The 23,412-nt window shown below is 44.8% G+C and carries 24 protein-coding genes; 17 read left to right on the top strand and 7 right to left on the bottom strand.

All coding sequences use genetic code 11. The annotated features are described in order from the left end of the window. The first annotated feature begins 69 nt into the window (after nucleotides 1-69). From HUG20_RS14145 to HUG20_RS14135, 3 genes are all read left to right on the top strand, one after another. On the top strand, nucleotides 70-324 hold the full coding sequence (locus HUG20_RS14145) for a hypothetical protein (protein ID WP_200085286.1): 255 nt from the start codon (nucleotides 70-72) through the stop codon (nucleotides 322-324). A gap of 72 nt (nucleotides 325-396) precedes the next feature. Continuing rightward, on the top strand, nucleotides 397-2,268 hold the full coding sequence (locus tag HUG20_RS14140) for an ABC-F family ATP-binding cassette domain-containing protein (protein ID WP_200085285.1): 1,872 nt from the start codon (nucleotides 397-399) through the stop codon (nucleotides 2,266-2,268). Nucleotides 2,269-2,565: 297 nt separating this feature from the next. After that, nucleotides 2,566-2,997: a peptidylprolyl isomerase gene (locus HUG20_RS14135; RefSeq protein WP_200085284.1), complete on the top strand. Its 432-nt coding sequence runs from the start codon at nucleotides 2,566-2,568 to the stop codon at nucleotides 2,995-2,997. Nucleotides 2,998-3,375: 378 nt separating this feature from the next. On the opposite strand, the gene HUG20_RS14130 is transcribed toward HUG20_RS14135, so the two are convergent. Beyond that, nucleotides 3,376-3,570, bottom strand: coding sequence for a hypothetical protein (locus HUG20_RS14130; RefSeq protein ID WP_200085283.1), 195 nt, complete (start codon nucleotides 3,568-3,570; stop codon nucleotides 3,376-3,378). A 556-nt stretch (nucleotides 3,571-4,126) separates the two neighbouring features. Here HUG20_RS14130 and HUG20_RS14125 point away from each other — a divergent pair. The 6 genes from HUG20_RS14125 (at nucleotide 4,127) to HUG20_RS14100 (ending at nucleotide 10,314) form a co-directional block, all read left to right on the top strand. Beyond that, the gene (locus HUG20_RS14125; protein WP_200085282.1) at nucleotides 4,127-4,771 is read left to right on the top strand and encodes an SDR family oxidoreductase; all 645 of its coding nucleotides are present in this window, start codon (nucleotides 4,127-4,129) and stop codon (nucleotides 4,769-4,771) included. Nucleotides 4,772-5,063: 292 nt separating this feature from the next. After that, nucleotides 5,064-6,251: a poly-gamma-glutamate synthase PgsB gene (gene pgsB, locus HUG20_RS14120; RefSeq protein ID WP_200085281.1), complete on the top strand. Its 1,188-nt coding sequence runs from the start codon at nucleotides 5,064-5,066 to the stop codon at nucleotides 6,249-6,251. A gap of 18 nt (nucleotides 6,252-6,269) precedes the next feature. Beyond that, a complete protein-coding gene (gene pgsC / locus HUG20_RS14115) occupies nucleotides 6,270-6,719 on the top strand; it encodes a poly-gamma-glutamate biosynthesis protein PgsC (RefSeq protein ID WP_200085280.1) in 450 nt (149 codons plus the stop codon). Nucleotides 6,720-6,733: 14 nt separating this feature from the next. Further along, complete coding sequence (locus HUG20_RS14110; protein ID WP_200085279.1) at nucleotides 6,734-7,882, top strand: CapA family protein; 1,149 nt, start codon at nucleotides 6,734-6,736, stop codon at nucleotides 7,880-7,882. A gap of 38 nt (nucleotides 7,883-7,920) precedes the next feature. Continuing rightward, nucleotides 7,921-9,594, top strand: a complete 1,674-nt coding sequence (locus tag HUG20_RS14105) for a gamma-glutamyltransferase family protein (RefSeq protein WP_200085278.1) — start codon at nucleotides 7,921-7,923, stop codon at nucleotides 9,592-9,594. Nucleotides 9,595-9,621: 27 nt separating this feature from the next. Next, nucleotides 9,622-10,314: a hypothetical protein gene (locus HUG20_RS14100; RefSeq protein ID WP_200085277.1), complete on the top strand. Its 693-nt coding sequence runs from the start codon at nucleotides 9,622-9,624 to the stop codon at nucleotides 10,312-10,314. Nucleotides 10,315-10,868: 554 nt separating this feature from the next. Here HUG20_RS14100 and HUG20_RS20115 read toward each other — a convergent pair. From HUG20_RS20115 to HUG20_RS14085, 4 genes are all read right to left on the bottom strand, one after another. Continuing rightward, the gene (locus tag HUG20_RS20115; protein ID WP_484593355.1) at nucleotides 10,869-10,952 is read right to left on the bottom strand and encodes a hypothetical protein; all 84 of its coding nucleotides are present in this window, start codon (nucleotides 10,950-10,952) and stop codon (nucleotides 10,869-10,871) included. Nucleotides 10,953-10,959: 7 nt separating this feature from the next. Further along, nucleotides 10,960-11,301: a stage V sporulation protein AB gene (locus HUG20_RS14095; RefSeq protein ID WP_343073183.1), complete on the bottom strand. Its 342-nt coding sequence runs from the start codon at nucleotides 11,299-11,301 to the stop codon at nucleotides 10,960-10,962. Beyond that, nucleotides 11,298-11,909: a stage V sporulation protein AA gene (locus HUG20_RS14090; protein ID WP_200085276.1), complete on the bottom strand. Its 612-nt coding sequence runs from the start codon at nucleotides 11,907-11,909 to the stop codon at nucleotides 11,298-11,300. Before HUG20_RS14090 ends, HUG20_RS14095 begins: the two co-directional genes overlap by 4 nt. 463 nt (nucleotides 11,910-12,372) lie before the next feature. Next, a complete protein-coding gene (locus HUG20_RS14085; RefSeq protein WP_200085275.1) occupies nucleotides 12,373-12,975 on the bottom strand; it encodes a DJ-1/PfpI family protein in 603 nt (200 codons plus the stop codon). Between the two features lie 102 nt (nucleotides 12,976-13,077). Between HUG20_RS14085 and HUG20_RS14080 the strand changes: the two genes are divergently transcribed. The 8 genes from HUG20_RS14080 to HUG20_RS14045 all read left to right on the top strand — a co-directional run bounded on the left by HUG20_RS14080 (nucleotide 13,078) and on the right by HUG20_RS14045 (nucleotide 20,497). Then, entirely contained in the window at nucleotides 13,078-13,422 is a 345-nt protein-coding gene (locus HUG20_RS14080; protein WP_200085274.1) for a hypothetical protein, read from the top strand. Between the two features lie 440 nt (nucleotides 13,423-13,862). Beyond that, nucleotides 13,863-14,864 (top strand): metal ABC transporter solute-binding protein, Zn/Mn family, encoded by a 1,002-nt coding sequence (locus HUG20_RS14075; protein WP_200085273.1) that lies wholly within the window; start codon nucleotides 13,863-13,865, stop codon nucleotides 14,862-14,864. A gap of 90 nt (nucleotides 14,865-14,954) precedes the next feature. Beyond that, nucleotides 14,955-15,710 carry a metal ABC transporter ATP-binding protein gene (locus HUG20_RS14070; RefSeq protein ID WP_200085272.1) on the top strand — a complete coding sequence of 252 codons (756 nt, stop codon included), beginning with the start codon at nucleotides 14,955-14,957 and terminating at the stop codon, nucleotides 15,708-15,710. A 1-nt stretch (nucleotide 15,711) separates the two neighbouring features. Further along, nucleotides 15,712-16,998, top strand: a complete 1,287-nt coding sequence (locus HUG20_RS14065; RefSeq protein WP_200090530.1) for a metal ABC transporter permease — start codon at nucleotides 15,712-15,714, stop codon at nucleotides 16,996-16,998. Then, nucleotides 16,999-17,889 carry a metal ABC transporter permease gene (locus HUG20_RS14060; RefSeq protein WP_200085271.1) on the top strand — a complete coding sequence of 297 codons (891 nt, stop codon included), beginning with the start codon at nucleotides 16,999-17,001 and terminating at the stop codon, nucleotides 17,887-17,889. It abuts the gene before it with no gap. Between the two features lie 413 nt (nucleotides 17,890-18,302). Further along, nucleotides 18,303-18,578 carry a hypothetical protein gene (locus HUG20_RS14055; protein ID WP_200085270.1) on the top strand — a complete coding sequence of 92 codons (276 nt, stop codon included), beginning with the start codon at nucleotides 18,303-18,305 and terminating at the stop codon, nucleotides 18,576-18,578. 38 nt (nucleotides 18,579-18,616) lie between these two features. Continuing rightward, nucleotides 18,617-19,630 (top strand): permease, encoded by a 1,014-nt coding sequence (locus HUG20_RS14050; protein WP_200085269.1) that lies wholly within the window; start codon nucleotides 18,617-18,619, stop codon nucleotides 19,628-19,630. A gap of 15 nt (nucleotides 19,631-19,645) precedes the next feature. After that, nucleotides 19,646-20,497, top strand: coding sequence for a TIGR03943 family putative permease subunit (locus HUG20_RS14045; RefSeq protein ID WP_200085268.1), 852 nt, complete (start codon nucleotides 19,646-19,648; stop codon nucleotides 20,495-20,497). A 150-nt stretch (nucleotides 20,498-20,647) separates the two neighbouring features. Here HUG20_RS14045 and HUG20_RS14040 read toward each other — a convergent pair whose 3' ends face one another. After that, the gene (locus HUG20_RS14040; RefSeq protein WP_200085267.1) at nucleotides 20,648-21,004 is read right to left on the bottom strand and encodes a hypothetical protein; all 357 of its coding nucleotides are present in this window, start codon (nucleotides 21,002-21,004) and stop codon (nucleotides 20,648-20,650) included. Between the two features lie 1,356 nt (nucleotides 21,005-22,360). Next, a complete protein-coding gene (locus HUG20_RS14035; protein ID WP_200085266.1) occupies nucleotides 22,361-23,386 on the bottom strand; it encodes a ZinT family metal-binding protein in 1,026 nt (341 codons plus the stop codon). Nucleotides 23,387-23,412: the final 26 nt, after the last annotated feature.

Raw genomic sequence — 23,412 nt, 5'->3', positions numbered from 1 at the left:
CTTAGGGACTGCTGAATAACGGAAAAAGACTGGCACATAAGCATTTTCCGTTGGTGTTGTCAAAGTTGGATGCAAGGAAATCCATCCTATAAGCAAAAAACCCTTGCCCTTCTGGCAACGTACGGAGGGACGGTGCTGCAATGGCGAGCCTCCAGCGGAAAAACGGACGCGTCAAGCCCCCGCAGCGCCGCGAGGAGGCTTGACCGTTCGTCCGCGGAAAGGCGAAGCCATGGAAGCGGCATCCCGGCTTCAGCTGATAGCTGCAAGTTGTTCAGCAATCCCGACTTAGGGAGCCCGGCTAAAAACGCCACATGCCAGCACTAGTCCGTTCTAAGCTCGGGAATAACGGGCGTTTGTTATCGGGATATAAGATGAGTGATTGGAAGGAGGGCATTGATGAGTCTGCTAATTGCTAACGATCTCAAGAAAACATATGGAGATAAAACGTTATTGAATGATGTATCGTTTGTTATCGAACCGAAACAACGAATTGGATTCATCGGCGCCAATGGAACAGGGAAATCGACGTTGCTTCATATCCTCGCCGGAGTAGAAGGGGTTGAAAAAGGGGAAATTCGCCACGCGAATGCTTTTTCAATTGCTTATGTCGAACAAGAACCGGTGTTAGTTGGGGAGCAAACGATCCTCGATGCGGTTTATGAAGGGGAGGCTCCGGTTATGCAAGCCCTTCATCGTTATGATCGCGCTCTCCGCCGTTTCCAGGAAAACCCTGGTGATGAAAAAGCCGAAAAACAATTATATGATGCGCAGGCAAACATGGAAGCGCACGATGCTTGGGAAGCGGAAACCTTGGCAAAGACGGTCCTAACTAAATTAGGGTTGCAAGATTATCATGCAAAGGTTGGCGAGCTTTCCGGTGGCCAGCAAAAACGGGTGGCGCTTGCAAAAGCGCTCATTCAACCCGCGGATCTTCTCATTTTTGACGAGCCGACGAACCATCTCGATGCGTCTTCGATTGCTTGGTTGGAATCTTTTTTAAAAGCTTATCAGGGAGCACTTTTGCTCGTTACGCATGACCGTTATTTTTTAAATCGGGTCACCGACGCGATTTTTGAACTTGAACACGGGAACCTTCACTATTATGAGGGGAACTATGAAGCGTATCTCGAAAAGAAAGCGGAACGGGAGGCACAAGCCGAACAGGATGAAGAAAAACGCAGGAATACGCTGCGAAGAGAGATGGCTTGGCTAAAACGAATGCCGAAAGCCCGTGGGACGAAACAAAAAGCACGCGTCGACCGTGTGGAAACGTTAAAAGCCGAGACACCCGAGCAAGAGGAAGGCACACTGGATTTTGTCTCCGATTCGAAAAGGCTCGGAAAAAAAGTCATTGAAGCGACGGAGATTTCAAAAAGCTTCGGAGATAAAAAAATCCTCGATGACATAAGTGTACGTGTTGATCGCGGGGATCGCATTGGGATTACGGGTGCAAATGGAACGGGAAAAAGTACGTTTTTGCATATACTGGCCGGTCTTTTGCAACCCGACAGCGGCGTCGTCGATATTGGCGAAACCGTTCGTATTGGTTATTTTACCCAGGGCGAAGCAGATATTGACCATTCACTGCGTGTGCTTGAATATATTCGCGAAGGTGCGGAAGTGATCACAACGAAAAATGGAGCTATGATTACGGCTGAACAAATGCTTGAACGCTTTTTGTTTCCCCGTTCCCAACAGTGGACATACATTAGCCGGCTTTCCGGAGGAGAACGCCGCCGGCTGTATTTGTTGCGTATTTTAATGGAAGAGCCGAATGTTTTATTCTTGGACGAACCAACGAATAACCTCGATATTCCCACGCTCCGTTTGCTCGAAGATTATTTGACACAATTTCCAGGCGCGGTGGTCAGTGTTTCCCACGATCGTTATTTTCTCGACCGGGTTGCCGAATACCTGCTCATATTTGAGAGCGGTGGCCGTGCGGAACGGTTTTATGGACGATTTGAAGAATACTTGGATCAGATAGAAGCGGCGAAAACGGATAAAAAGCCGGTTCAAAAGAGACCAAGACATCGTCCAAGAAAAAAAGTTTCGTATAAAGATCAACAAGAATGGAAAACGATTGAAGATACCATCGAACAACTGGAGCGAAAACAAGCGGAAATGGAAAAAGACATGGCACAGGCGGGAAGCGATAAGGCGCGTGTTCAGGAATTGCTGGTAGAACAGGAAGCAGTGGCCAAGGAATTGGAAGAAGCAATGGAGCGGTGGACAGAACTTGCAACGGTGATGGAGGAAGAGAGTTAAAGTAGCGGCCTTTTACAGTTTTTGGCGCCAAACCGGCGGGTTTTCGTTGCATAACGCCCGAGAGCCCCAGCATCGATTGCGTTCGGTTGCCATGGGTGCTTCATGGCGACTGAAATAGTGATTGACACACGTTTGCGGTCGTCATAACCGACCGAAAGCGGATTGCTCAATGTCACGATAAGGCAAGTGATGGATGTCCATGTTACAATGGAGCAAAGATGATGGATGGCGCATGAATCATGCATAATGTGCCGCTATATTATCGTCAGAACAAGCAGAATAAATGGAGGTTCAGTAATGAAAAAAACAGGATTCATCGAACTTGAAAACGGAGAAAAACTAACCTTTGAATTATACCCGGAAGAAGCGCCGAATACGGTCGCGAATTTTGAAAAACTTGCCAATGAAGGCTTCTATAACGACTTGACGTTCCATCGCGTGATTCCCGGGTTTGTTTCACAGGGAGGCTGCCCGAAAGGGGACGGGACAGGTTCCGCGGGTTACACGATTGCATGTGAGACGGAGGGGAATCCGCATAAACACGAAGTGGGATCGTTGTCGATGGCCCACGCGGGGAAAGATACAGGAAGCTCGCAATTTTTTATCGTTCACGAGCCGCAACCTCATTTGGATGGCGTCCATACCGTTTTTGGCAAAGTAACGGAAAACGCTGCACTTGCCCGTGACATGAAAGCCGGCGACGGCATGAAACGCATCGTCGTAGAATAAAGTGAAAGCTCCACCAGAGGGGTTTTTCTTTTTCCTCTCTGAACTGGGAAGTCGGCTAATCCCGTCACATCCTGTGACAACGCCGACACTAGCCCGGGGCGTCGGAACGATTCGGGGTGTTAGCGCCCGCTTTTCCGGAAGCCAGACATCGGAAGATCATTTTCCGACCTCTGGGATTACGGACGCTTATCACCGGGAAAGGTGACGAATGACTCGCATATGTCCGTGTGCGAGTCATTTTTAAGGGTTGCAACCTTTGCCGGCCTTATCAAAAGTGAAGAAGACAACGAGTGAAACCGAAGGAAAGATAAACTACATGTAATCTCTCAAGAGTAGGGAGCGCTACTCAGAGAGGAACAACAAGCTTATTAAAATTTCTCAAGGAGGAATCCAATCATTGTAGGGTCCATGTTTTGCATAGATAGGGATTGCTGAACAACTTGCGGCTATCAGCTGAAGCCGGGATGCCGCTTCCATGGCTTCGCTTTCCGCGGACGAACGGTCAAGCCTCCTCGCGGCGCTGCGGGGTCTTGACGCGTCCGTTTTTCTGCTGGAGTCTCGCCATTGCAGCACCGTCCCTCCGTACGTTGCCAGAAGTGCAAGGGTTTTTTTGTTTATAGGATGGATTTCCTTGCATCCAGCTTCGACAACACCAACGGAAAATGCTTATGTGCCAGTCTTTTTCCGTTATTCAGCAGTCCCTAGATAATTCAACTCTTCATGTGTAAATCGGGGATTTTCGCAGTTTGCCCGATCCTGTACAACTTATTTCGCTTTCGTCAAAACATGTATCGATCCCGTTGAGATACTGACTCCATTAAGAGGGTCAACACTAAAACCTATGGTTGACAAATAGGTGTAATTGATGATAATCGCTACGGAAAAACACTATGCTTTCCGTGGGCACCAGGCTCAGCCTCCTCGAAAAAAGGAGTTCGCTTTTTTCTGCGGGGTCTTCGCCCTGCGCTTTCCCACAGGAGTCTCCGTGTTTTTCCTCCGCTCTATTACCATAATTAATCACTTATATCTACCATAGATTTTGGCGAAGAGCCCATTAAGAATGTTTGTTTTTTTGACCAACAGGGTACAACTATTCTAGGAACCATGAACCACAAGGAGTGCATTGAGGATGAATGTATTAGTAATTGGAGCAAACGGAAAAATAGGAAAGCAACTCGTAGAAAAGCTTGCCAACAGTAGTAGCTATACACCGAAAGCGATGGTTCGTAAAGAAGAGCAACTGCAACTGTTTAAAGATATGGGCGCGGATACGGTGCTGGCTGATGTGGAGGGTCCGCTCGATGATTTGGCCGCTGCCGCAAAAGGAATGGATGCCGTCGTGTTTACTGCAGGTTCAGGTGCCCATACCGGTGCGGATAAAACGATGATGGTTGACTTCGATGGCGCAGTGAAATCTATGGAAGCGGCTGAGCAAGCTGGTGCCAAGCGTTTTATCATCGTGAGCGCGATCGGTGTTCATCGCCGGGAAAAATGGATGGAAAAAGCGCCGTATTACAGTGCGGCGAAACACTATGCCGATGAATGGCTCTCCTCCAGTACTCTTGATTATACGATTATTCGCCCCGGGCTCCTCACCAACGATGCAGGAAAAGAAAAAATTAAGGTGGGCGTTGATCTTGACCGGGCAGAAATCCCCCGTGAAGACGTAGCGAATACAATTATCGGATCGTTAAAGGATAAAAGAACGATTGGAAAAGCGTATGACCTTACCACAGGAGAAGACACCGTTGAAACGGCACTGCAAAATGCATGAAAAAAGGATGTGAAACTTCCATCAGTTCCCTTCTGGTGGAAATTTTACTATGTGTCCGTATATTTGATGGCCACTGTTTTTCGGTTGGCAAAATTGGGCATGCTAACGGATAAAATGCCAAAGGACGTCAAGACAATTACATAACGAAAAAGATATGACTAAAGATTGTAACCAAATTGATATGTTTGACGGTAGATATTTTCACTAGATTTGGCTTATACTTTTTATGGTGTCATTCGTTGTCGAAATGCATCGCCATTCTCTATCTAAAGTCAGAAAGAAGGGTTGAAAGTTGTTTACCCTTATTGTTGCAATCAGCTTGCTCATTATGCTCGCGTTAGGAATGTGGGAAAAAGAACAACATGAGAAAAATGTGAACAAGATTCCAATCCGCGTTAATGTTAATGGTACACGCGGCAAATCGACGGTCACGCGTCTCATCGCCGGAGCACTTATGGAAGCTGACATTAAAACGGTCGGGAAAATGACCGGCACGCAGGCTCGAATGTTTTATTGGTACCAGGAAGAGGAAAAACCGATTGTACGTCGGTTAGAGGGGCCGAATATTCGTGAACAAAAAGTAGCGATGAAAGAAGCCGCCGATACCGGTGCCGAAGCATTTGTGAGTGAATGTATGGCCGTTCATCCCGAGTATCAAAGAATTTTTCAGGATGATTGGATGCAAGCGAATATCGGAGTCGTCGTTAATATTGTGGAAGATCACATGGAAGTGTTGGGGCCAACGGTTGAACATGTCGTTGATGCTTATAAGAGTACCATTCCCCATGACGGGGTTTTCATTACATCGCCGTCGCCGTTTCTTGAGGAATTTGAAAAAGAAGCGGCAATGCGGAATACGGAAGTTTTTGTTGCAGATACAAAAGCAGTTCCCGACCATTTTCTTGCAAAATTTGAGTATATGATTTTCCCCGAGAATGTTGCGTTGGCATTGGCAGTGGCGAGGGCACTGGGCATTGACGAAGATACGGCAAGCCGAGGGATGCTGAAAGCGAAAGCGGCTCCCGGGGTGACGCGAGTGATGCCAATCGTAGATAAACATAAAAACACCTCTTATTTTGTAAATGGATTTTCAGCCAATGAACCGACATCAACGCTGAATATTTGGGAAAACGCGCGATACCTTGGATACCCTACCGATAACCCCATTGTTGTTATGAATTGCCGCGAAGATCGTCCTGAACGAACAAAGCAATTTGCAGATCAACTTCTTCCTAATATTGCGATCGATAAACTCGTGTTAATCGGTGAAGGTACGAACCCGATTGTACAAGCTTATGAGCAAGGTTATTTGGATGTGAATGAACTTTGTAACCTGGAAGACGAAGAAACCGACAAAATATATGAATTCATTGTCTCTTCAATGGATCGGTCGACGATTTTCGGCATCGGAAACTTTCATGGTTCGGCAGAGCCTCTCATACATGAAATGGAAAAAAATAAAGATTTGTCGACTGTTTAACAGGGAGTTGGGTAAGCATTGTTTGGAACAGAATTATATATCGCACTCGTGATAGGAACCATATTAAGCCTGATTTATACGGAACGGACCGGTGTTATGCCGGCAGGTCTCATTGTCCCGGGATATATTGCTTTGGTATTTGACCAGCCGATCTTTTTGGTCATGATTTTTCTCCTCAGTTTCCTAACGTACATAATAACGATGCAAGTGGTCGGGCGCTTAACGGTTCTGTATGGGCGCCGAAAATTTGCGGCGATGATGACGGTGGGAATATTGTTGAAGATGATTTTTGATTATTTTTATCCCATATTTCCGTTTGAGACGGTCGAATTTCGAGGGCTTGGGGTCATTGTACCCGGACTAGTCGCGAATTCGTTTCAGCGGCAAGGGGTCATGCCGACATTGATAAGTACGTTGGTGATCAGTGGGATTACCTTCTTCATCGTTACAATTCTTTATTTTATCTAAGGTGTGGAAGAAAGATGCGATCAAGACATAACCGCAATTTCAATGTGCAGGAATACATGCTTGCACGTACGAAAAAACATAAGAAACGGGTGTTGCCCCATTCAATCATTGGGATTGCCGTTTCCTTGCTTATCTTGTTTGTCGCCCAAATGTGGCCAGCTCCGGAGGTGGAGTCAACCGATGCCGGTAATGGCGAAAATGCCGCCTTCAATGCTTCGTTTGTCGGGGACATAATGGCCGGACGTTACGTGGAGCAAGTGATCGACCACCATGGCCCGGAATTCGTATTCCGGCATGCCAAGCCTTATTTTGACGAATCCGATTACGTCACCGGAAATTTTGAAAACCCGATTTTGCTTGAAGACGACGAGTACGAGCCTGAAGATAAAGAAATTCATCTCGATGCAGGGGAAGAAGCCGTGAATATCCTTTCGGAAGCGGGATTTACAAATGTTAACCTTGCCAATAACCATATCCGCGATTATGGTTCCAAAGGGGTGCAAGATACACTCACGGCTTTTGAAGGTTCAGATGTAGACACGGTAGGCGCTTATTTCGGGCAAGAGGAAGAAGCGGTATCCATCGAAGAGTATGATGGTTTAACCGTAGCTACCGTCGGCTTCAATGATGTTTGGTCACCATCGGGAAGGGAAGGGATTGCTGATTCTGATCCTTCCCAATCACTGGGTGTGATACAGCAAGCGAATGAAGAAGCGGATCTCGTCGTTGCCCATATTCATAGCGGCGTGGAGTATACAAGTTCGATTACGGACCGTCAGGAAGATTTGATGAAAGCGTACGTGGATGCCGGTGCGGATATTGTCGTCGGCAGTCACCCTCACGTATTGCAACCCGTTGATGTTTATAATGATGGCATCATCTTTTACTCCCTCGGAAATTTCGTGTTCGACCAGGGATGGACGAGAGCGAGAGATACTGTCTTGGCTCATTATGAATTGGGAGAAGATGGGATGGCTGAGATTGAACTCGTCCCATTTCGGATTCATGAATCCCAACCGAGACCCATTGATGGAGTCGCTGAGCCGTATTATCGCGAGCGTATTTTTCAACAATTGACAAAAGGTGTCTCAGATGAATCCGTATATGAAAAGTCCGATGGAAGCTTAGTATTCGAAGTTGACCATGGACATGTGTTAGAATAACCGGTATGTAGTAGGGTTTTGGAGAAGGAGGTCGGGTTTTGTCACGAAACATGATCGTGGTTATGTCGATTATAGCTGTACTTATGATCATAGCCGCTTTTTTAATGAGTGAAAATGACGATAACGGGGAAGAGGTAAATGAGCCTCCTAATAATGATGAAACCGACACGGATGAAGAAATGCAAGAGACTGTCGAATTCGACGGAGATTATGGGGTGAGCACCTCCAATGACGAGGCACAGGAAGTAGGCCTCGACGTTCTTGAAGAAGGTGGGAACGCAGTGGATGCGGCCATCGCCGTATCGTTTGCCCTTGGTGTTGCAGAACCCTACGGTTCGGGTATCGGAGGCGGCGGAGCGATGTTGGTCCTTGAGGATCCCGAGGATGCCCCTGATTATTATGATTATCGGGAAACGTCGCCTGCAGATGGCAGGGAGAACGAAGCAGCTGTTCCAGGATATTTGAAAGGAATGGCGCACATCCACGAGGAGCATGGTGCTCTAGAGATGGAAGAGTTGATCGAACCTGCGATTGAGTTGGCAAATGGCTTTGAAGTCGATGCGATGTTGGCAAACCGGTTGGAATACGCAGGAAGCATTGAGGAGAGCCAGGATGGACGTATCGACCCGGAGGCAGCAGAAGAATTTTATCCTGATGGCATGGCAATCCAAGAAGGGCAAGAACTTGTGCAACCCAGGCTGGCAGAAACGTTGACCCATCTTCAAGAGCATGGACTTGAGGACTTTTATACAGGGGAACTGGCGTCTGAAGTAGCCGGGGACCGTTCAAGCATAACAGAAGAGGATTTGGCTAATTACGAAGTGGAGAAGGACGAACCCGCTTCCGGAACGTTTAACGGAAATCGTGTTTATTCATCAGGTCCGCCAACTTCAGGGGTGACATTTATCCAAATGCTCCAGATGGCTGAGGAATTGCAGTTAAACGATCTAGAGGACGATGGAGCACCGTTTGCGCATTTGTTCGCTGAAATAACCGGGCAAGCGTATTCGGACAGACTTTCAAATATTGGAGACCCCAATTTTTCGACGGATATGAATGTAGACATGTTAACGAGTGAAGAATACACACAAGAGATGGCGAGTGAAGTGGATACCGATCCGATCAGTTCCGAAGAAGAGGAACAAGTCGCAGCGCCGGAAATCGATGATGATGGAAATACGACACATTTCGTCGTTGTGGATGAGGACGGCAACATGGTTTCGGCAACGAATACATTGAGTAATTTTTTCGGGTCGGGTAAAATGACGGATCTAGGCTTTTTTCTGAATGACCAGATGAGTAATTTCGCTCCGGAAGATTTGCCGCCCAATGACTATGACAGTGGCAAGCGGGCGCGCAGTTTTATTGCTCCCTCGATTTTCATCAATGACGAGGAAGGAGTTGTTGCCGGAATGGGGAGCCCGGGTGGCAACAGAATTCCGCAAATCATGAGCCAAGTACTCATTAACAATGAACGTTTGGATGGGGATCTGGAAGAAGCGATGAACGTTCCGCGCTTTGTTTATGATCACCAAGAGGACCAAATCCTTTATGAAGATGAATGGGAAGACGTCGAGAGATTAGAGGAATTAATGGACATGGGTTACTATGCGGAAGAACGTGTGACCACGGTCTTCTTCGGTGGGATCCAAATGCTGGAAGTTGATTATGAGGAAGAAACAGTTGAAGACATCCCTGATGAACGTCGCTAAATCCTGGAAGAAATGAAGGAGAGAACGATGAATCTATTAAAAAGAACACTTCCATATTTGATTGTTGTTGTCATCGTCACCGTCCTATATAGCTTGCAACATGAAGAGACATTAAGTGTAGGAGAAGCACAATATATTGAACAGTTCTCCACCATTCAACAGGATGCATCAGTATCTGAAGGTACAGATTCTTCAAGTGGCGATGAGGAAGAGCTTCAAGATGATACCAATGAAATGTTACAGCAACACGAACCTGGCGATGATATTCATTTGGCTGTATTTACATCAAACAGTGAAGAAGAAGACATTCAATGGGGAGAGTATTTTCCTGAAGAAGCACAAGACGAATATGAATTTGATGTTCGCAACTTTAATATTGATGATTTTCAGAGCAGTAATTCTGCGGAATTCGTTGAACTTGAAGAATGGACGGTCATAAACGATCAAACGCCGGACTTGGTCATTTATGAGCCGCTCGCTCACCGTGATGATACTTCTTTGGAAGAATCGATGGCAATGACAACAGAGATCATTAATGGCTTCGAAGGATATCCTGTGTTAAAGATCCCTTCCTATGAAAATGCGGCTGATCCTGCTCCGTATGTTCAGGAATGGACAGAATTTGCCGAGGATGCCGATGTCAAATATGTCGGACCGGATCAGCAGGCAATCAGTGACTCCGCATTGACACAAGGAGAGAGTACGGATAATGAGTCTTGACCGGCTTTGCATGAGCACGCTCCAAATGGAGGGTGCTTTTTTGTTGGACGTAGGCTTTCGCCATGCCGGGCATGTATACATCACTCACACAGGAGTTAAATATCATATTGGGGCGAATCTTATCAGGGGAAAAGTTAAGTAGGGATTGCTGAACAACATGCAGCTATCAGCTGAAGCCGGGATGCCGCTTCCATGGCTTCGCTTTTCAAACCTCCTTGCGCAAAACCGGCGCTTGCGGGGTCTTGACGCGTCCGTTTTTCCGCTGGAACCTCGCCTATTGGTTTTTTTGCTTATAGGATGGATTTCCTTGCATCCGGCTTTGACAAAACCAACGGAAAATACTTATATGCCAGTCTTTTTCCGTTAGTCAGCAGTCCCTAAGTATCGTTAGGAATACATATAAGTTTCCTTAAGGAAAAATAATTGTTGACAGGAAAATCATTTACTTTTATACTTTAAAGTAAGGTTGTTTGTTGTTAGTTTGTCATGTCCTCTATTGCCTTGTTGGAAGCCACCTAGATGTAGGTGGCTTCCATTTTTACCTTAAAGAAACCTTAGTAAGGAAATGGACTGAAAATGATCCATTGGAAGAGAGACCCCGTGATCTTCCCTGAAATGACTGCGAATAAGAGCCACATAATGCGATCAACAAGGCCTGTTCTTTTTGCCCAAAACAGGAAGCACATTAAGGACTTCCGTCAATGCAGCCGCAAGCGCTCCTACAAACATGCCGGAGAAGATTCCAAAGATGATGGTGATCAAAAGCGAAAAAGGAAAATGAATATTCCACTGTCCAAGAACGGTGAAAATAAAAGATCCAAGGACAACGGCCCATTGATACGCATGGGCATAAGCGTGTGTTCTCGTTAATTGCGTCAAACGTTGAATAACACCTAAAATAGTCAAAAAAGCAACCGTTCCCGCCCCTATAATTAAACCTTCGGAGAATCCGGAAACGATAATAAAAATTTCATCGAGAACATTCATTCTTGTTTTTTGTCCTCCCATTGCTTATCCATTACGGTATACTCGTCTATATTTTGTTGATAATTAAACATCTCGACTTCCAATGGGCTTGGTTCTTCATTGAATTTCTTTTTAAATACTCGGTTGAAAAATAATATCATACCTAATCCAATCCCAAGTGAATACGGAATCTGGAGTATTAAGGGATGCTCATCTTCTTGCCCTGTCAGCATGAAATACATTTTTTGGTGAACGGCAGCCATATTAACGTCTTCATGAAAATGCATAATGGCTAGCCCTGAACCGAAAAACAACAATAACCAAACAAAACCGACACGCATGAAAGTGGGAGATTTTGAAGATGACATAATTTCCAATATCGTATGATTTTCGCCAAGGCTTTCAACATCCATTTCCGGGAACATTTTTTTAATAAAGCGAATCACTTGCAGGGAGTCAATGGTGGCAACTCGCTCATCATTTTCGGAAATTGTATAAATCGGAGTCTCCAACAGTTCTCCTGGCTCATTGGAAGGAAGAATATATTGGGCGATATCTTGTAAATAGACGGATTGATCAGGCTTGACCTTTATCCGTGGGTGTAAACGTATGTATATACGGCGCTCCATTTATTCTGCCTCCAAGTCTGCATATGCGGTTGATCTATATAGGGATTGCTGAACAGCTTGCAGCTATCAGCTGAAGCCGTGATGCCGCTTCCATGGCTCGCGGACAAACGGTCAAGCCTTCTCGCGCAAAACCGGCGCTGCGGGGTCTTGACGCGTTCGTTTTTCCGCTGGAGCCTCGCCATTGGTTTTTTGCTTATAGGATGGATTTCCTTGCATCCAGCTTTGACAATACCAACGGAAAATGCTTATGTGCCAGTCTTTTTCCGTTAGTCAACAGTCCCTATATAGGTGTAGAATATGTACATCCGTGTCGAATTATGCGTATTTGGATTTCGTTAAGCAAATGTAGCTTATGATTTCTCTGCTTTATTTTTACTTAATATTACGAAAATAAAATTTAATGGAAATGAAAGTGGGGTGTGACTTTAGAGTTCGCACACGACCAACGGAACAAGAAAATCTCCTAGATTGGCAGGAAAAGTGTTTTCTTCCAATCCAGGAGGGTATGAGCCGTTCTTTCGGCAGTAGGCTTACCAAAAATTTGCTCAACAAGATACATCGCCATGTTTATTCCGGATGAAACGCCGGCCGAGGATATGAAATTATGAGTATGAACGACTTTGCTGACCGATAAAACCTGAATATTAGGATGTTTTGCTTGTAGATCATTCACGGCTAGATGATGCGTTGTTGCTTTTTTTCCATCCAACAATCCAGTTGCTCCCAAGATATACGCGCCAGTGCAAACGGAACATATATATTCACTATTCTTGTGCTTGATAATCCAATTTTTTACTTTTTGATTCTTAGCCACAGATTGCACCACCTTCAAAGGTCCTCTTGGAATGATGAGAATATCTATTTCGGGAGCATTAACAATGCTAAAATCAGGCTTGATTTTTACTCCTGAATGGGTTCTTATATGTTGTCCGAACTCAGCAATAGTGAATACCTCAACTTCATCTTCTTTATTGCATGAAGTGAAAGCTAACACTTCTGCAAGACCAAGAAAGTCTATACTATCTACATAATCATAAAGAAAAATGCCTACTTTTTTTGAGATCATCTAAAATCCTCCCCATAAGGGCTTCGCGCCTATCCCTATCGAATAGTATAATTTTTTTGCGCACGGGCAAAATTCAAATAAACGATATAGGAGTGTGTTCTGATGGTCGTCGTTTCTGTATTATTGATGATTGGCGGATTGCTCATTATTAATGGCATTTATGCTTATCAATCCAAACACATTGATGCTCATTTTCTTTCAACCCTGTGGTACTACGTAAAAATAATTCCATTGTTGCTTAGTGCCATATTGATGATTGGATATGGCGTTAAATTTTTAACAAGTAGTTCTAACCATCTTACGTTCGCACTAATCGTCTCAAAAGGTTTGGAAATTTTAGTAAGTGTAGTAATTGGTTATATTTTCTTTAAAGAAATACCCACTTGGCGAACAGGGGTGGGGATCGGAATTATTCTCACTGGATTTTGGGTTGTAAAAGGAAAATGAGAAAAGAGCTATGGCTAAAAGCTCTTTTCTCAAGATCCATCAATTGGAGGAGAGTTCACCCAATAATAGTATAACGGATAATAATTTGGCTGTAAACAATTATTTTGGTTATGGGAAAGATTTTCTTGTGAATGCTTCTCTTTTTGTGCGAGCTCGTTTTTCGGGATAAAATTTGTGATGATTGAATATGACTATCTTTAGCTCTCAATATAGGATAATAAACTTCTTGAGGCACGCAGCTTTTTTCAATGAAGCATCTCGATAATTTTATACAAGTTGATCATTTTGTATTGACAAATTGTTCTCCTAGGCATACTATATAGATATAAGTTGTGCATAGGAAACATTTATTGCTTATGCAAAATTGTTTGTCCGAAAGAAAGTTATTACGTTAATTTCGTGTTCAACTTGCAAAACATAGAAGAAATGGGGAAAGGAAATTGAAGAAACCAACGGTTATTTTTGTATCTATCTTTTCAAGTTTAGGGTTGTTGCTGTCTGCCTGTGGCGATGAAGAATCGAGTGCAGATGGTGAAGAAGCCTCCAATGGGGAAGAAACTGCGGAGGATGAAGAATCGGATGATTCCGGATCTGGAGATGGGGATGGACCCATTCAAGTGACATCGACGACAAGCCAAATCAGTGACATCGTGGAAAATGTTGGCGGTGAACATGTGGAAAATACTGGGTTGATGGGACCGGGTATTGACCCTCACGATTATGAAGCTTCCCAGGGAGATGTGGAAACGCTCGACGAAGCGGATATCATTTTCTGGAATGGGTTGAACTTGGAAGAACAAATGGCGGATATGTTGGAGCAAATGGCAAATGATCAACCGGTGCATGAATTGGGGGAAGAGCTTCCCGAGGAGGATATTTTAGAGGATGAAGAAGAAGCCGGGACCCCCGATCCTCACATTTGGTTCGACCCTGAATTATGGTCTTATGCGGTTGAAGGCGTAAGAGACGGTTTAGTTGAGCACGATCCTGACAATGAGGAAGATTATCAAGCAAATGCAGAAGAATACCTCGATGAAATCGATGGACTGCAAGAATGGGCTCAAGATCGGGTCGATGACATCGACGAAGACAGTCGCGTGCTCGTTACCGCCCATGACGCATTCCAATACTTCGGTGAAGCCGTAGGTATGGATGTAATGGGTCTGCAAGGCATTAGTACAGAGGCTGAGGTAGGGGTAAGCGATGTGCAAGATGTTATTGATGAAATGATTGAACGGGATGTCACCGCGCTTTTTTCCGAAACGAGCGTTGAAGACAGTGCCGTTGAGGCCGTCATCGAAGGCGCAGAAGAGCAAGGACACGAGGTTGACAACGGCGGTGCCCTTTATTCCGATGCAATGGGAGAACCCGACACGGAAGAAGGTACGTATGTCGGAATGTACGAAGCAAATGTCGATCAAATCGTAGATACCTTGGAATAAAATCAATGGCAGCGGGGGAAAGCGTGCGTCGTTCGCTTTCCCTCCTGCCTATTTACGGACACGTTTAATTATGAGAAGGAGCGTTACATCATGGATCCGATAACTGCAACGAACGTTACCGTGGCTTATCATCGTAAACCGGTCCTTCAAAGTATAAATTTTGAGGCACCGGAAGGCAAACTCATTGGTATCATCGGCCCCAACGGGGCGGGGAAATCAACATTGTTGAAATCGATTCTCGGCCTGGTGCCAAAGGCTACCGGGGAAGTTAATATTTATGGAAAATCCTACCGTAAGCAACGGCAAATGGTCGGTTATGTTCCGCAAAGAGGTTCGGTCGATTGGGATTTTCCGACGAATGCCCTCGACGTTGTGCTTATGGGAAGATATGGCCAGATCGGCATGTTTCGCAGAGTAAAAAAGAATGACCGTAGAGAAGCCATGTCCTGCCTTGAAAAAGTCGGCATGGATCAATACGCAAACCGACAAATCAGCCAGCTGTCGGGCGGTCAGCAACAACGAGTGTTTCTCGCCCGCGCACTCGCCCAAAACGCGCAAGTCTACTTTATGGATGAACCGTTTGTCGGTGTGGACGCCGCTACGGAGCGAGCGATTATCCAGTTATTAAGCGAGTTAAAAGATCAGGGAAAAACCGTTCTCGTCGTTCATCACGATTTGCAAACCGTCCAAGACTACTTTGACTGGATCATGTTGCTAAATGTTCGTAAAATCGCTTTCGGGCCGACGGCAGAAACGTTTAAAAAAGATCTTTTGCAAAAAACATATGGCGGCAAGTTAACACTCCTCGATCAGGAAGAAGAAAAGGAAGTGACCCCGCTTGCTTGAAATGCTCACTTACCCGAATGTCCAATGGGTTCTATTTGCGACCACCGCACTCGGAATTGCCGGCGGGGTGCTCGGGAGTTTCGCTCTGTTGCGCCGGCAAAGCTTGATCAGCGACGCCATGAGCCACTCTGCCCTCCCCGGCATTTGCATCGCATTTCTCATCGTCGGTGAAAAAATGATGGGCGCCTTGTTGGTGGGGGCGGGATTGACGGCTTACTTGGGAACGTATTGCATTCAAGCGATCGCCTATTATACACGCCTAAAAACAGATGCTGCCATCGGTTTGGTTCTATCTGTTTTTTTCGGCATCGGCATCGTTCTTCTCACCTTTATCAACAATCTTCCCATCGGGGGCCAAGCCGGTTTGAATCAATTCATTTTTGGGCAGGCTGCCGCCATGACGAGCTCGGATGTCCGTGTTATTTCTTCAGTCGCCTTGGTTTTGATCATTATTACTATTTTACTTTTTAAGGAACTGAAATTGCTCGTTTTTGATCGGGAGTTTGCGCAGGGCATTGGTTTGCCTACGACCGTTCTCAATGGTCTTTTAATGACGATGATTGTCGCAGCTGTCGTGATCGGCCTCCAAGCGGTAGGTGTCGTTTTAATGGTCGCGATGCTGATTGCACCTGCGATTACCGCCCGCTATTGGACAGATCGATTAGACTTGATGGTCATCTTGTCCGGTTTTTTCGGTGCTTTGTCCGGTATATTGGGCACGGTGACCTCGGCGCCGATTTCCGGTATGCCTACAGGTCCGGTTATTATTATTGCCGCTTCTACGGTATTCTTTGTTTCCCTGATCGTTGCCCCAAAAAGGGGACTGATTGTCAAAGCTTACCGTCTGCAGCAATTGCGCAAGCAAACGGCGAGGGAACAAATTTTACAAAGCATCTATGAACTTGTCGAAGAGCATTATCAAATATCCGGATCGCTTAAGGCTTTCTCACGGGAAGACATCCAGGCATTGCGTCCGTTATCCGAACGCAGGTTCCGGAAAGCGATAACCGAACTACAACGATCCGGAACGATTGGTGTGGAGGGAGAAGGGTATGCATTGACAACGTCCGGGAGAGAAACGGCGCATGAGATTACACTCAACAATCGCTACATGCAAGTGTATTCCATGCACGAAGCCCGCTTCGCCAATCTTCAAATGGAAAAACGGAACTGGGACTTCCTATCCCTTCCTGAAGAAGAACAGGAACGTCTTCACGTGTTATTGCAGGAGCATCAATTGGAGCCCAAATTAATGCAGATGTTCCGGCAAGAAGGAGGTCGGTTGTAAATGAGTTATACATTTTGGATTCTTTTAACCGCCTCTCTTGTAGGCGTTACCTGCGGAATTATCGGCGTACTGCTTATTTTGCGGAAATTGGCGATGCTATCCGATGCCATTAGCCACACGGTGTTGCTGGGAATTATTTCTGCTTTTCTCATCACCCAATCGTTGGATGGGTGGACAATGTTTATCGGGGCAGCGATTGTCGGCTTGCTCACAACCGTATTTGTACAAATGCTCCATTCTGCCGGCGTACAATCCGATGCTTCGATCGGCATCGTATTTACAACATTGTTTGCTATCGGGGTTATTCTCGTATCCATGTTTGCGGGTAATGTCCACATTGACGTGGAACACACCATCATGGGGGAAATCGCGTTTATTCCCTGGGAGACGGTTGACTGGTTCGGCATTGAAGGGATTCCGCAGGCGGTTTGGATGCTTGGCATTGTCCTCGTTATCGACGTGATCCTGCTGCTTCTCTTTTATAAAGAATTCAAGGTAAGCACATTTGATCCTGAACTGGCGGCTGCTATTGGATTGCCCGTCGGAGTGCTGCACTATCTCCTCATGGGCATGACATCCCTCACAGCGGTTGCTTCATTCGACGCTGTTGGCGCTATTCTTGTTGTTGCCATGTTGATCGCGCCGGGTGCAACTGCGTATTTGTTGACGGAACGCTTAAGCATGATGTTTGTCCTTAGTGCTATTTTCGGCGTACTCGCTGCATTTTCAGGGTATTACATCGCTGCCTGGCTAGATGCTTCCATTGCCGGCATGATGGCGACGATGGCAGGCGTACTCTTCTTGCTTGCGTTTCTTTTCTCCCCAACGCATGGGTTGATTGCAAAGGCTGTTTCGCAAAAAAGAATCGGTGAAGGCCAGACAGATGCATAAACGCTCTGGACGAATTGTTGACCACCGTATAAAACAACATTTTACCAAGAGAAAAAAAGTTGTTTACAGGAAAATAACTTTGTTTTATACTCTAATTATCCCCTTATTTATTTATGGGCCACCTATTTTTCATAGGTGGCTTTTTTGATAGGTAAGAAAGTATAAATTAACTTTCTTACCTAGTACTACAGCGAAACTTATAAACATTCTTCCAGAAAAGCCTGCAACATCCCTAATCTCATGGCTGTCTTCGACTATAATAAAGACGTCTAGTGACTTTCTTTAGCCAATCTTTCGCTGTAGTACTGGGGACTGCTGAATAAAGGGAAAAGCCTGGTGTTGTCAAAGTTGGATGCAAGGAAATCCATCCTATAAGCGAAAAACCCCTTGCACTTCGGGCAACGGACGGAGGGATGACGCTGCAATGGCGAGAAACGGACGCGTCAAGCCCCCGCAGCGCCGGTTTTGCGCGGAGGAGGCTTGACCGTTCGTCCGCGGAAAGCGAAGCCATGGAAGCGGCATCCCGGCTTCAGCTGATAGCTGTAAGTTGTTCAGCAATCCCTACCTACATAAGTTGGGCGAAGGCTTTCGCCATAAAAGCTTTGCGAAAAGCCAAGTTTTCTAATGCTGGTGTGCGTGGATCGTTCCGCAACCGTGCACGAGTCATAACCTATCATCTGCTCTCATAGTATCTAGTAAAATCCGAAAAAGACGAGGCTACTATTCTATGAGAAATCAACATGGGGGCACGTTTCTAAAAGATTCATTAGGCATACTCATTCTCTTTTTATTTTTTGCAGCGCTCATTTTTGCGGAGCCATTTCAATCACTTGAAGAAGTTCAAGCCATTCCAACATCTTTGTTGCAGGCACACTCTATTTTTCTAAGCATTGTTTTAGAAGCGTTTCCTTTTTTGCTTATGGGGGTGCTTTTTTCTTCTCTTGTCCAAGTATTCGTTAAGGAAGACTGGATTCATCGTGTATTACCAAGATCCCCAATGGTTGCGTTACTGCCGGCAACAATGGTGGGCATTCTTCTTCCCATTTGTGAATGCGCCGTGGTTCCGGTTGTGCGAAGGTTAATTAGGAAAGGATTGCCGTTACATCTCGGCATCGTTATTATGATGTCGATGCCAATCTTAAACCCTATTGTGGCTGCCTCTACGTTTTTCGCGTTTCAAAACAATTTATCGATCCTATACTGGCGTATGGGGTTGGCGATCGTTCTTTCCATCCTTATCGGGGGCATCGTTTATCGTTTGTTAAAAAATCGGCAACCTTTAAGGTCTCAACCACCCGTTCATGGTACGGGTTGTCAACACGACCATGATCATTCGCAACATCGGTTAACCCAAGGATTGTATCATGCTATCGATGAGTTTTTTATGGTCGGAAAATATTTTATCATCGGGGCCTTCATTGCTTCGGTTTTTCAAACGTTCTTTGATCGTCAGTTGCTTTTTTCCATCGGGGATGATGCGGTTGCTTCAACGATCGCCATGATGGGATTAGCCTATCTTCTATCTCTATGTGCGGAAGCCGATGCTTTTGTGGCTGCATCTTTTGGGTCTACATTTACCAATGGATCCTTGCTTGCCTTCTTGGTTTATGGTCCGATGATTGATTTGAAAAATACCATCATGATGCTGGCTTTATTTAAAGCACGCGTGGTGTTTGTCGTTATTGGCACAACAACCGTCATTGTCTTCACTGCAATTATGTTCCTACATCCTTTGCTTTAATGAGGAGAGAGTGCTATGGCCAAAAAGATTGATGTGACTTTCCACATTTTTTTGCGAGGCATTATTATGCTAGGTTTTGCTATATTGCTACTTTCGTTGTTGCTGACCGAATCGATCTATTTTTATATCTCTCCAAGCATGGTTGGATTTAGCTATTTGGCGACCGTCATATTTTTTGTCCTTGGGCTTTTCCAAATTTTTAGAAGTGCCTACCCCAAAGATCCTCATTCATGCAACGAAGACCATCACATTCCTGCTTCAACCAGTATCAATATGATCGCGTATAGTTTGTTTCTCATTCCCATTTTTGCCGGTATACTGCTTCCATCGGCAACGCTCAATAGTGAAATTGTTGCAAATCGGGGTACGCAAACCATTGAACCTTCCTCACAAGAAGAAACCAACTCGACCAGTGATTCGCATTCAGCCGTGATCAGTGAACAAGAAGTCAGGCAAGAGCAAGGGGAGGATATGGCCGAAAAATTGGCAGAGCAAACAGAGATTGTCTTGGACGATGGAAATTATGTCGATGTCATGCGAGGGATTGGACAAGGCGGAGAGCGCCTTCATGGTCAAGATATGGATTTTACCGGATTTGTTTATAAGGATCCTGCCATGAATGATGATGAGTTTCTTGTCGCTCGTTTTGTGATTACATGCTGTTTGGCAGATGCCGTTGTGTACGCTTTTCATGTAAGCGCAGAAGACGCCCAATTATATGAAATGGATTCTTGGGTTCGCGTAAAAGGAGAATTAGCGAATAACGAGAATGCTGAAGGTTCCGATCCTTATGTAAAAGCGGCTGAAATTGAGAAAATTCCTGAGCCTGATCAACCCTATGTGTACGATGAGTTCGATTTTTTCTGAACGGCTTAGCAGGTATGAGAACAAAAAGATTTTGGTTGAGAGAAGGACAAGAAAAAATATTTTCTCAAAGAAAGCCACCTGAATGTAGGTGGCTTTCTTTGCGTGTAACAGCACATACAGCTATAGGGCGCAAGTCCTCAATGACAGGATTTAAAAAACCAACATGTAGATGATCCCAACAACTGCTGATATGACTAACCCAATAACTATCCCTCTCATAAAGGCTACGAAATGGAACCAGTAATTATGATACTCGCTAACCATATCTTCAGTTCCCGGTATACGAAACTTTTTGACATGACGAAAGATCAACCAGTCTATCACAATCAAATCATAGAGATTGCCGACCGTAAACAAAATGAACATATGAATGAATGCATCCAGAAAGCCATCTGCACCAGCCATTCCGGCAAGCAAAACGCCAATGATGATAAACACGACTGCAGCAATTAGTTTGACCGATATTTTATTATTCCTGGTGGGAATTCTTCCTTCATACTCCGTCATCGATTTGACTCTTTCCTGTATTTTCGGGGGATAGTTGTACAATGCTTTCACAGGATCATTTTTAACCAGTTGAAGAAATACAACGAGAGTAAATAATAGACAGAGAATAATGCATTGAATGAACAAAACCATTTTTAGCAACCCTTTCTTAAAATAGTTATTGTTAAATGACTATTAATATTTATCAAATGCAGCTTTCACAGAATCATGGCTTAAAACACTTATTTTTCCTCAATAAAAATAAGTTTACCTAAAGAAACTTTAAAAGTAAAGATAAAAATTAGCGGATACTCCGAGCTAGTCAATAACAAAAATTTCAGGAATGAACACAACAGGCGAGGGAGTGAAGCAAAACGGCCTTTTTCTTTTTGAACGGTAAAGCAACAGTGATCGCTTTGGAAAATATGCGATTGCATTTCACACACTAAATTTGGTTTAATGAAAAATATTTGTTTACAGGAAAAACATCTTTTATTATACTTATGGTAGGATTTCCTATGGTGAAAATTGTTCGTTTATCATTGGGTCAATAAACAGCGTATATAAATGGGCATTAAAAAATTCTGTCTTAAGTAGGGATTGCTGAACAACTTACATATATTAGTTGGAGCCGGGATGCCGCTTTCATGGCTTCGCTTTCCGCGGACGAACGGTCAAGCCTCCTCGCGCAAAACCGGCGCTTCGGGGGCTTGACGCGTCCGTTTTTCCGCTGGAGTCTCGCCATTGCAGCACCGTCCCTCCGTGTGTTGCCAGACGTGCAAGGGTTTTCTGCTTTTAGGATAGATTTTCTTGCATCCAGTTTTGACAACATCAACGGAAAATGCTTATGTGCCAATCTTTTTCCGTTATTCAGCAGTCCCTAAGTATGGGTCAACACTAAAACAAATGGTTGATATTCGTGATTAAATATGGGAAAAACACTAGCGAGTGAAGGAAAAACACGTAGACTCCTGTGGGAAAGCTCGGGGGCAACGGAAAGCGTAGTGTTTTTCCGTAGCGGTCACTACCAATCATAATTGTCTTAGTTTGTCAGCCATAGATTTTGGTGAAGAGCCTTAAATATTAGACTTACTTACGGGGGGATGGGAGCATTATAGAAGGTAGTCGAAAGACGAAAAGATAGAATCATTCAGCAGTTATTAAAACAAAATCATTTCAAAAATAATGACGCTCAGTGAATTGGAACATTTATATAAGTTTGATTCTGGTGCAAAAAGGGAATGAAAAACATGATAGATATAGATTAAACATACACACATCATAAAGATATATGAGAAAGCTTCCCTTATAAGGGAAGCTTTCTTTCGTGAGTGGCAGCACAACGCTAATAACTCTTTTCACAATCTCATTGAATGATTAGTGCAGGAGCAGATCATCTACGATCTGATCGACGCTCCAATCTACAGGGTAGTAGGTTGGCCAATGGTCCACTTCATCCAGAAGCTCGTCTCTGTCATCTCCCCAATAGATATGGAAATGGGAAGAAGGTTGCGGTGCGATGATATGGTCGCTGAACTGAATGTTCTGAGGCGCATCATCGTCTCCTTCATCCAATTCAAAAATGTAGCGGACACCACGGTTGCCTGCTTCATATTCAAGGATTTCGTAACCGTCATAGTCATAGGTGCCTGAATATGTTTCATCGTCGTCATGGAATGTAAACTCGCCATCTTCTGTTATTTCGATGTTATCTACACTCGTGGCGTAACCTGTTTCATAATACGCCTCGTAATCTTCAACTGACATGTCGTCACTTTCTTCGGCTCTATGTTCAAATACTTCGTCAAGCTCACCTTCTTGAAAGTAAGGATAGACAGACTTCCACTCTCCGGCCCAGTCTGAAATATCCCTGTCTTCGACATCTTCATCGTCGAAATATCCTTCATAGACATCGCCATCATGGTCATCAATGATGACGGTGACAGGCTCGGTTTCACTGATGACTTCATGATCATCATCGTATAATGTCGCTTTTATCTGCTGGTGGTTTACCGCTTCAGCTTCAAATGTATCTCCATCTCCGCCGTCAGCTTCTTCCCATTCTCCTTCCTCTCCGCCTCGGATATACCAGTGCCAATGGCCATCGCCTTCATCTTCTTCAGTTGTTGCCGTAAGTTCCACTGTATCACCGGTGTGGTAATGGTCGATGAATCCTTCAATTTCGGCATCGCCTGCTTCTGCATTTTCTTCGGACTCATGGTCATGATCGTGGTCGTGCTCCCCTTCTTCGGTTGCCTCCTTATCTTCTGTTGTTTCTTCTGTGGCTGCTGTTTCCACCTCCTCCGATTCGGTATCTTCTTCGTCTGCAGCAGAATCCTGGCATGATGCAAGCATCAGGGCTACAAATACGATTCCCGAACTTCTGAGCAGTTTTTTACTCATACAAGATCACTCCTTTTTTTATGTAA

Source organism: Salicibibacter cibi, from assembly GCF_016495865.1.
Taxonomy (GTDB): domain Bacteria; phylum Bacillota; class Bacilli; order Bacillales; family Marinococcaceae; genus Salicibibacter; species Salicibibacter cibi.
Note: the sequence above shows the minus strand (reverse complement) of the source record. Positions and strands in the feature narration are given on the sequence as shown.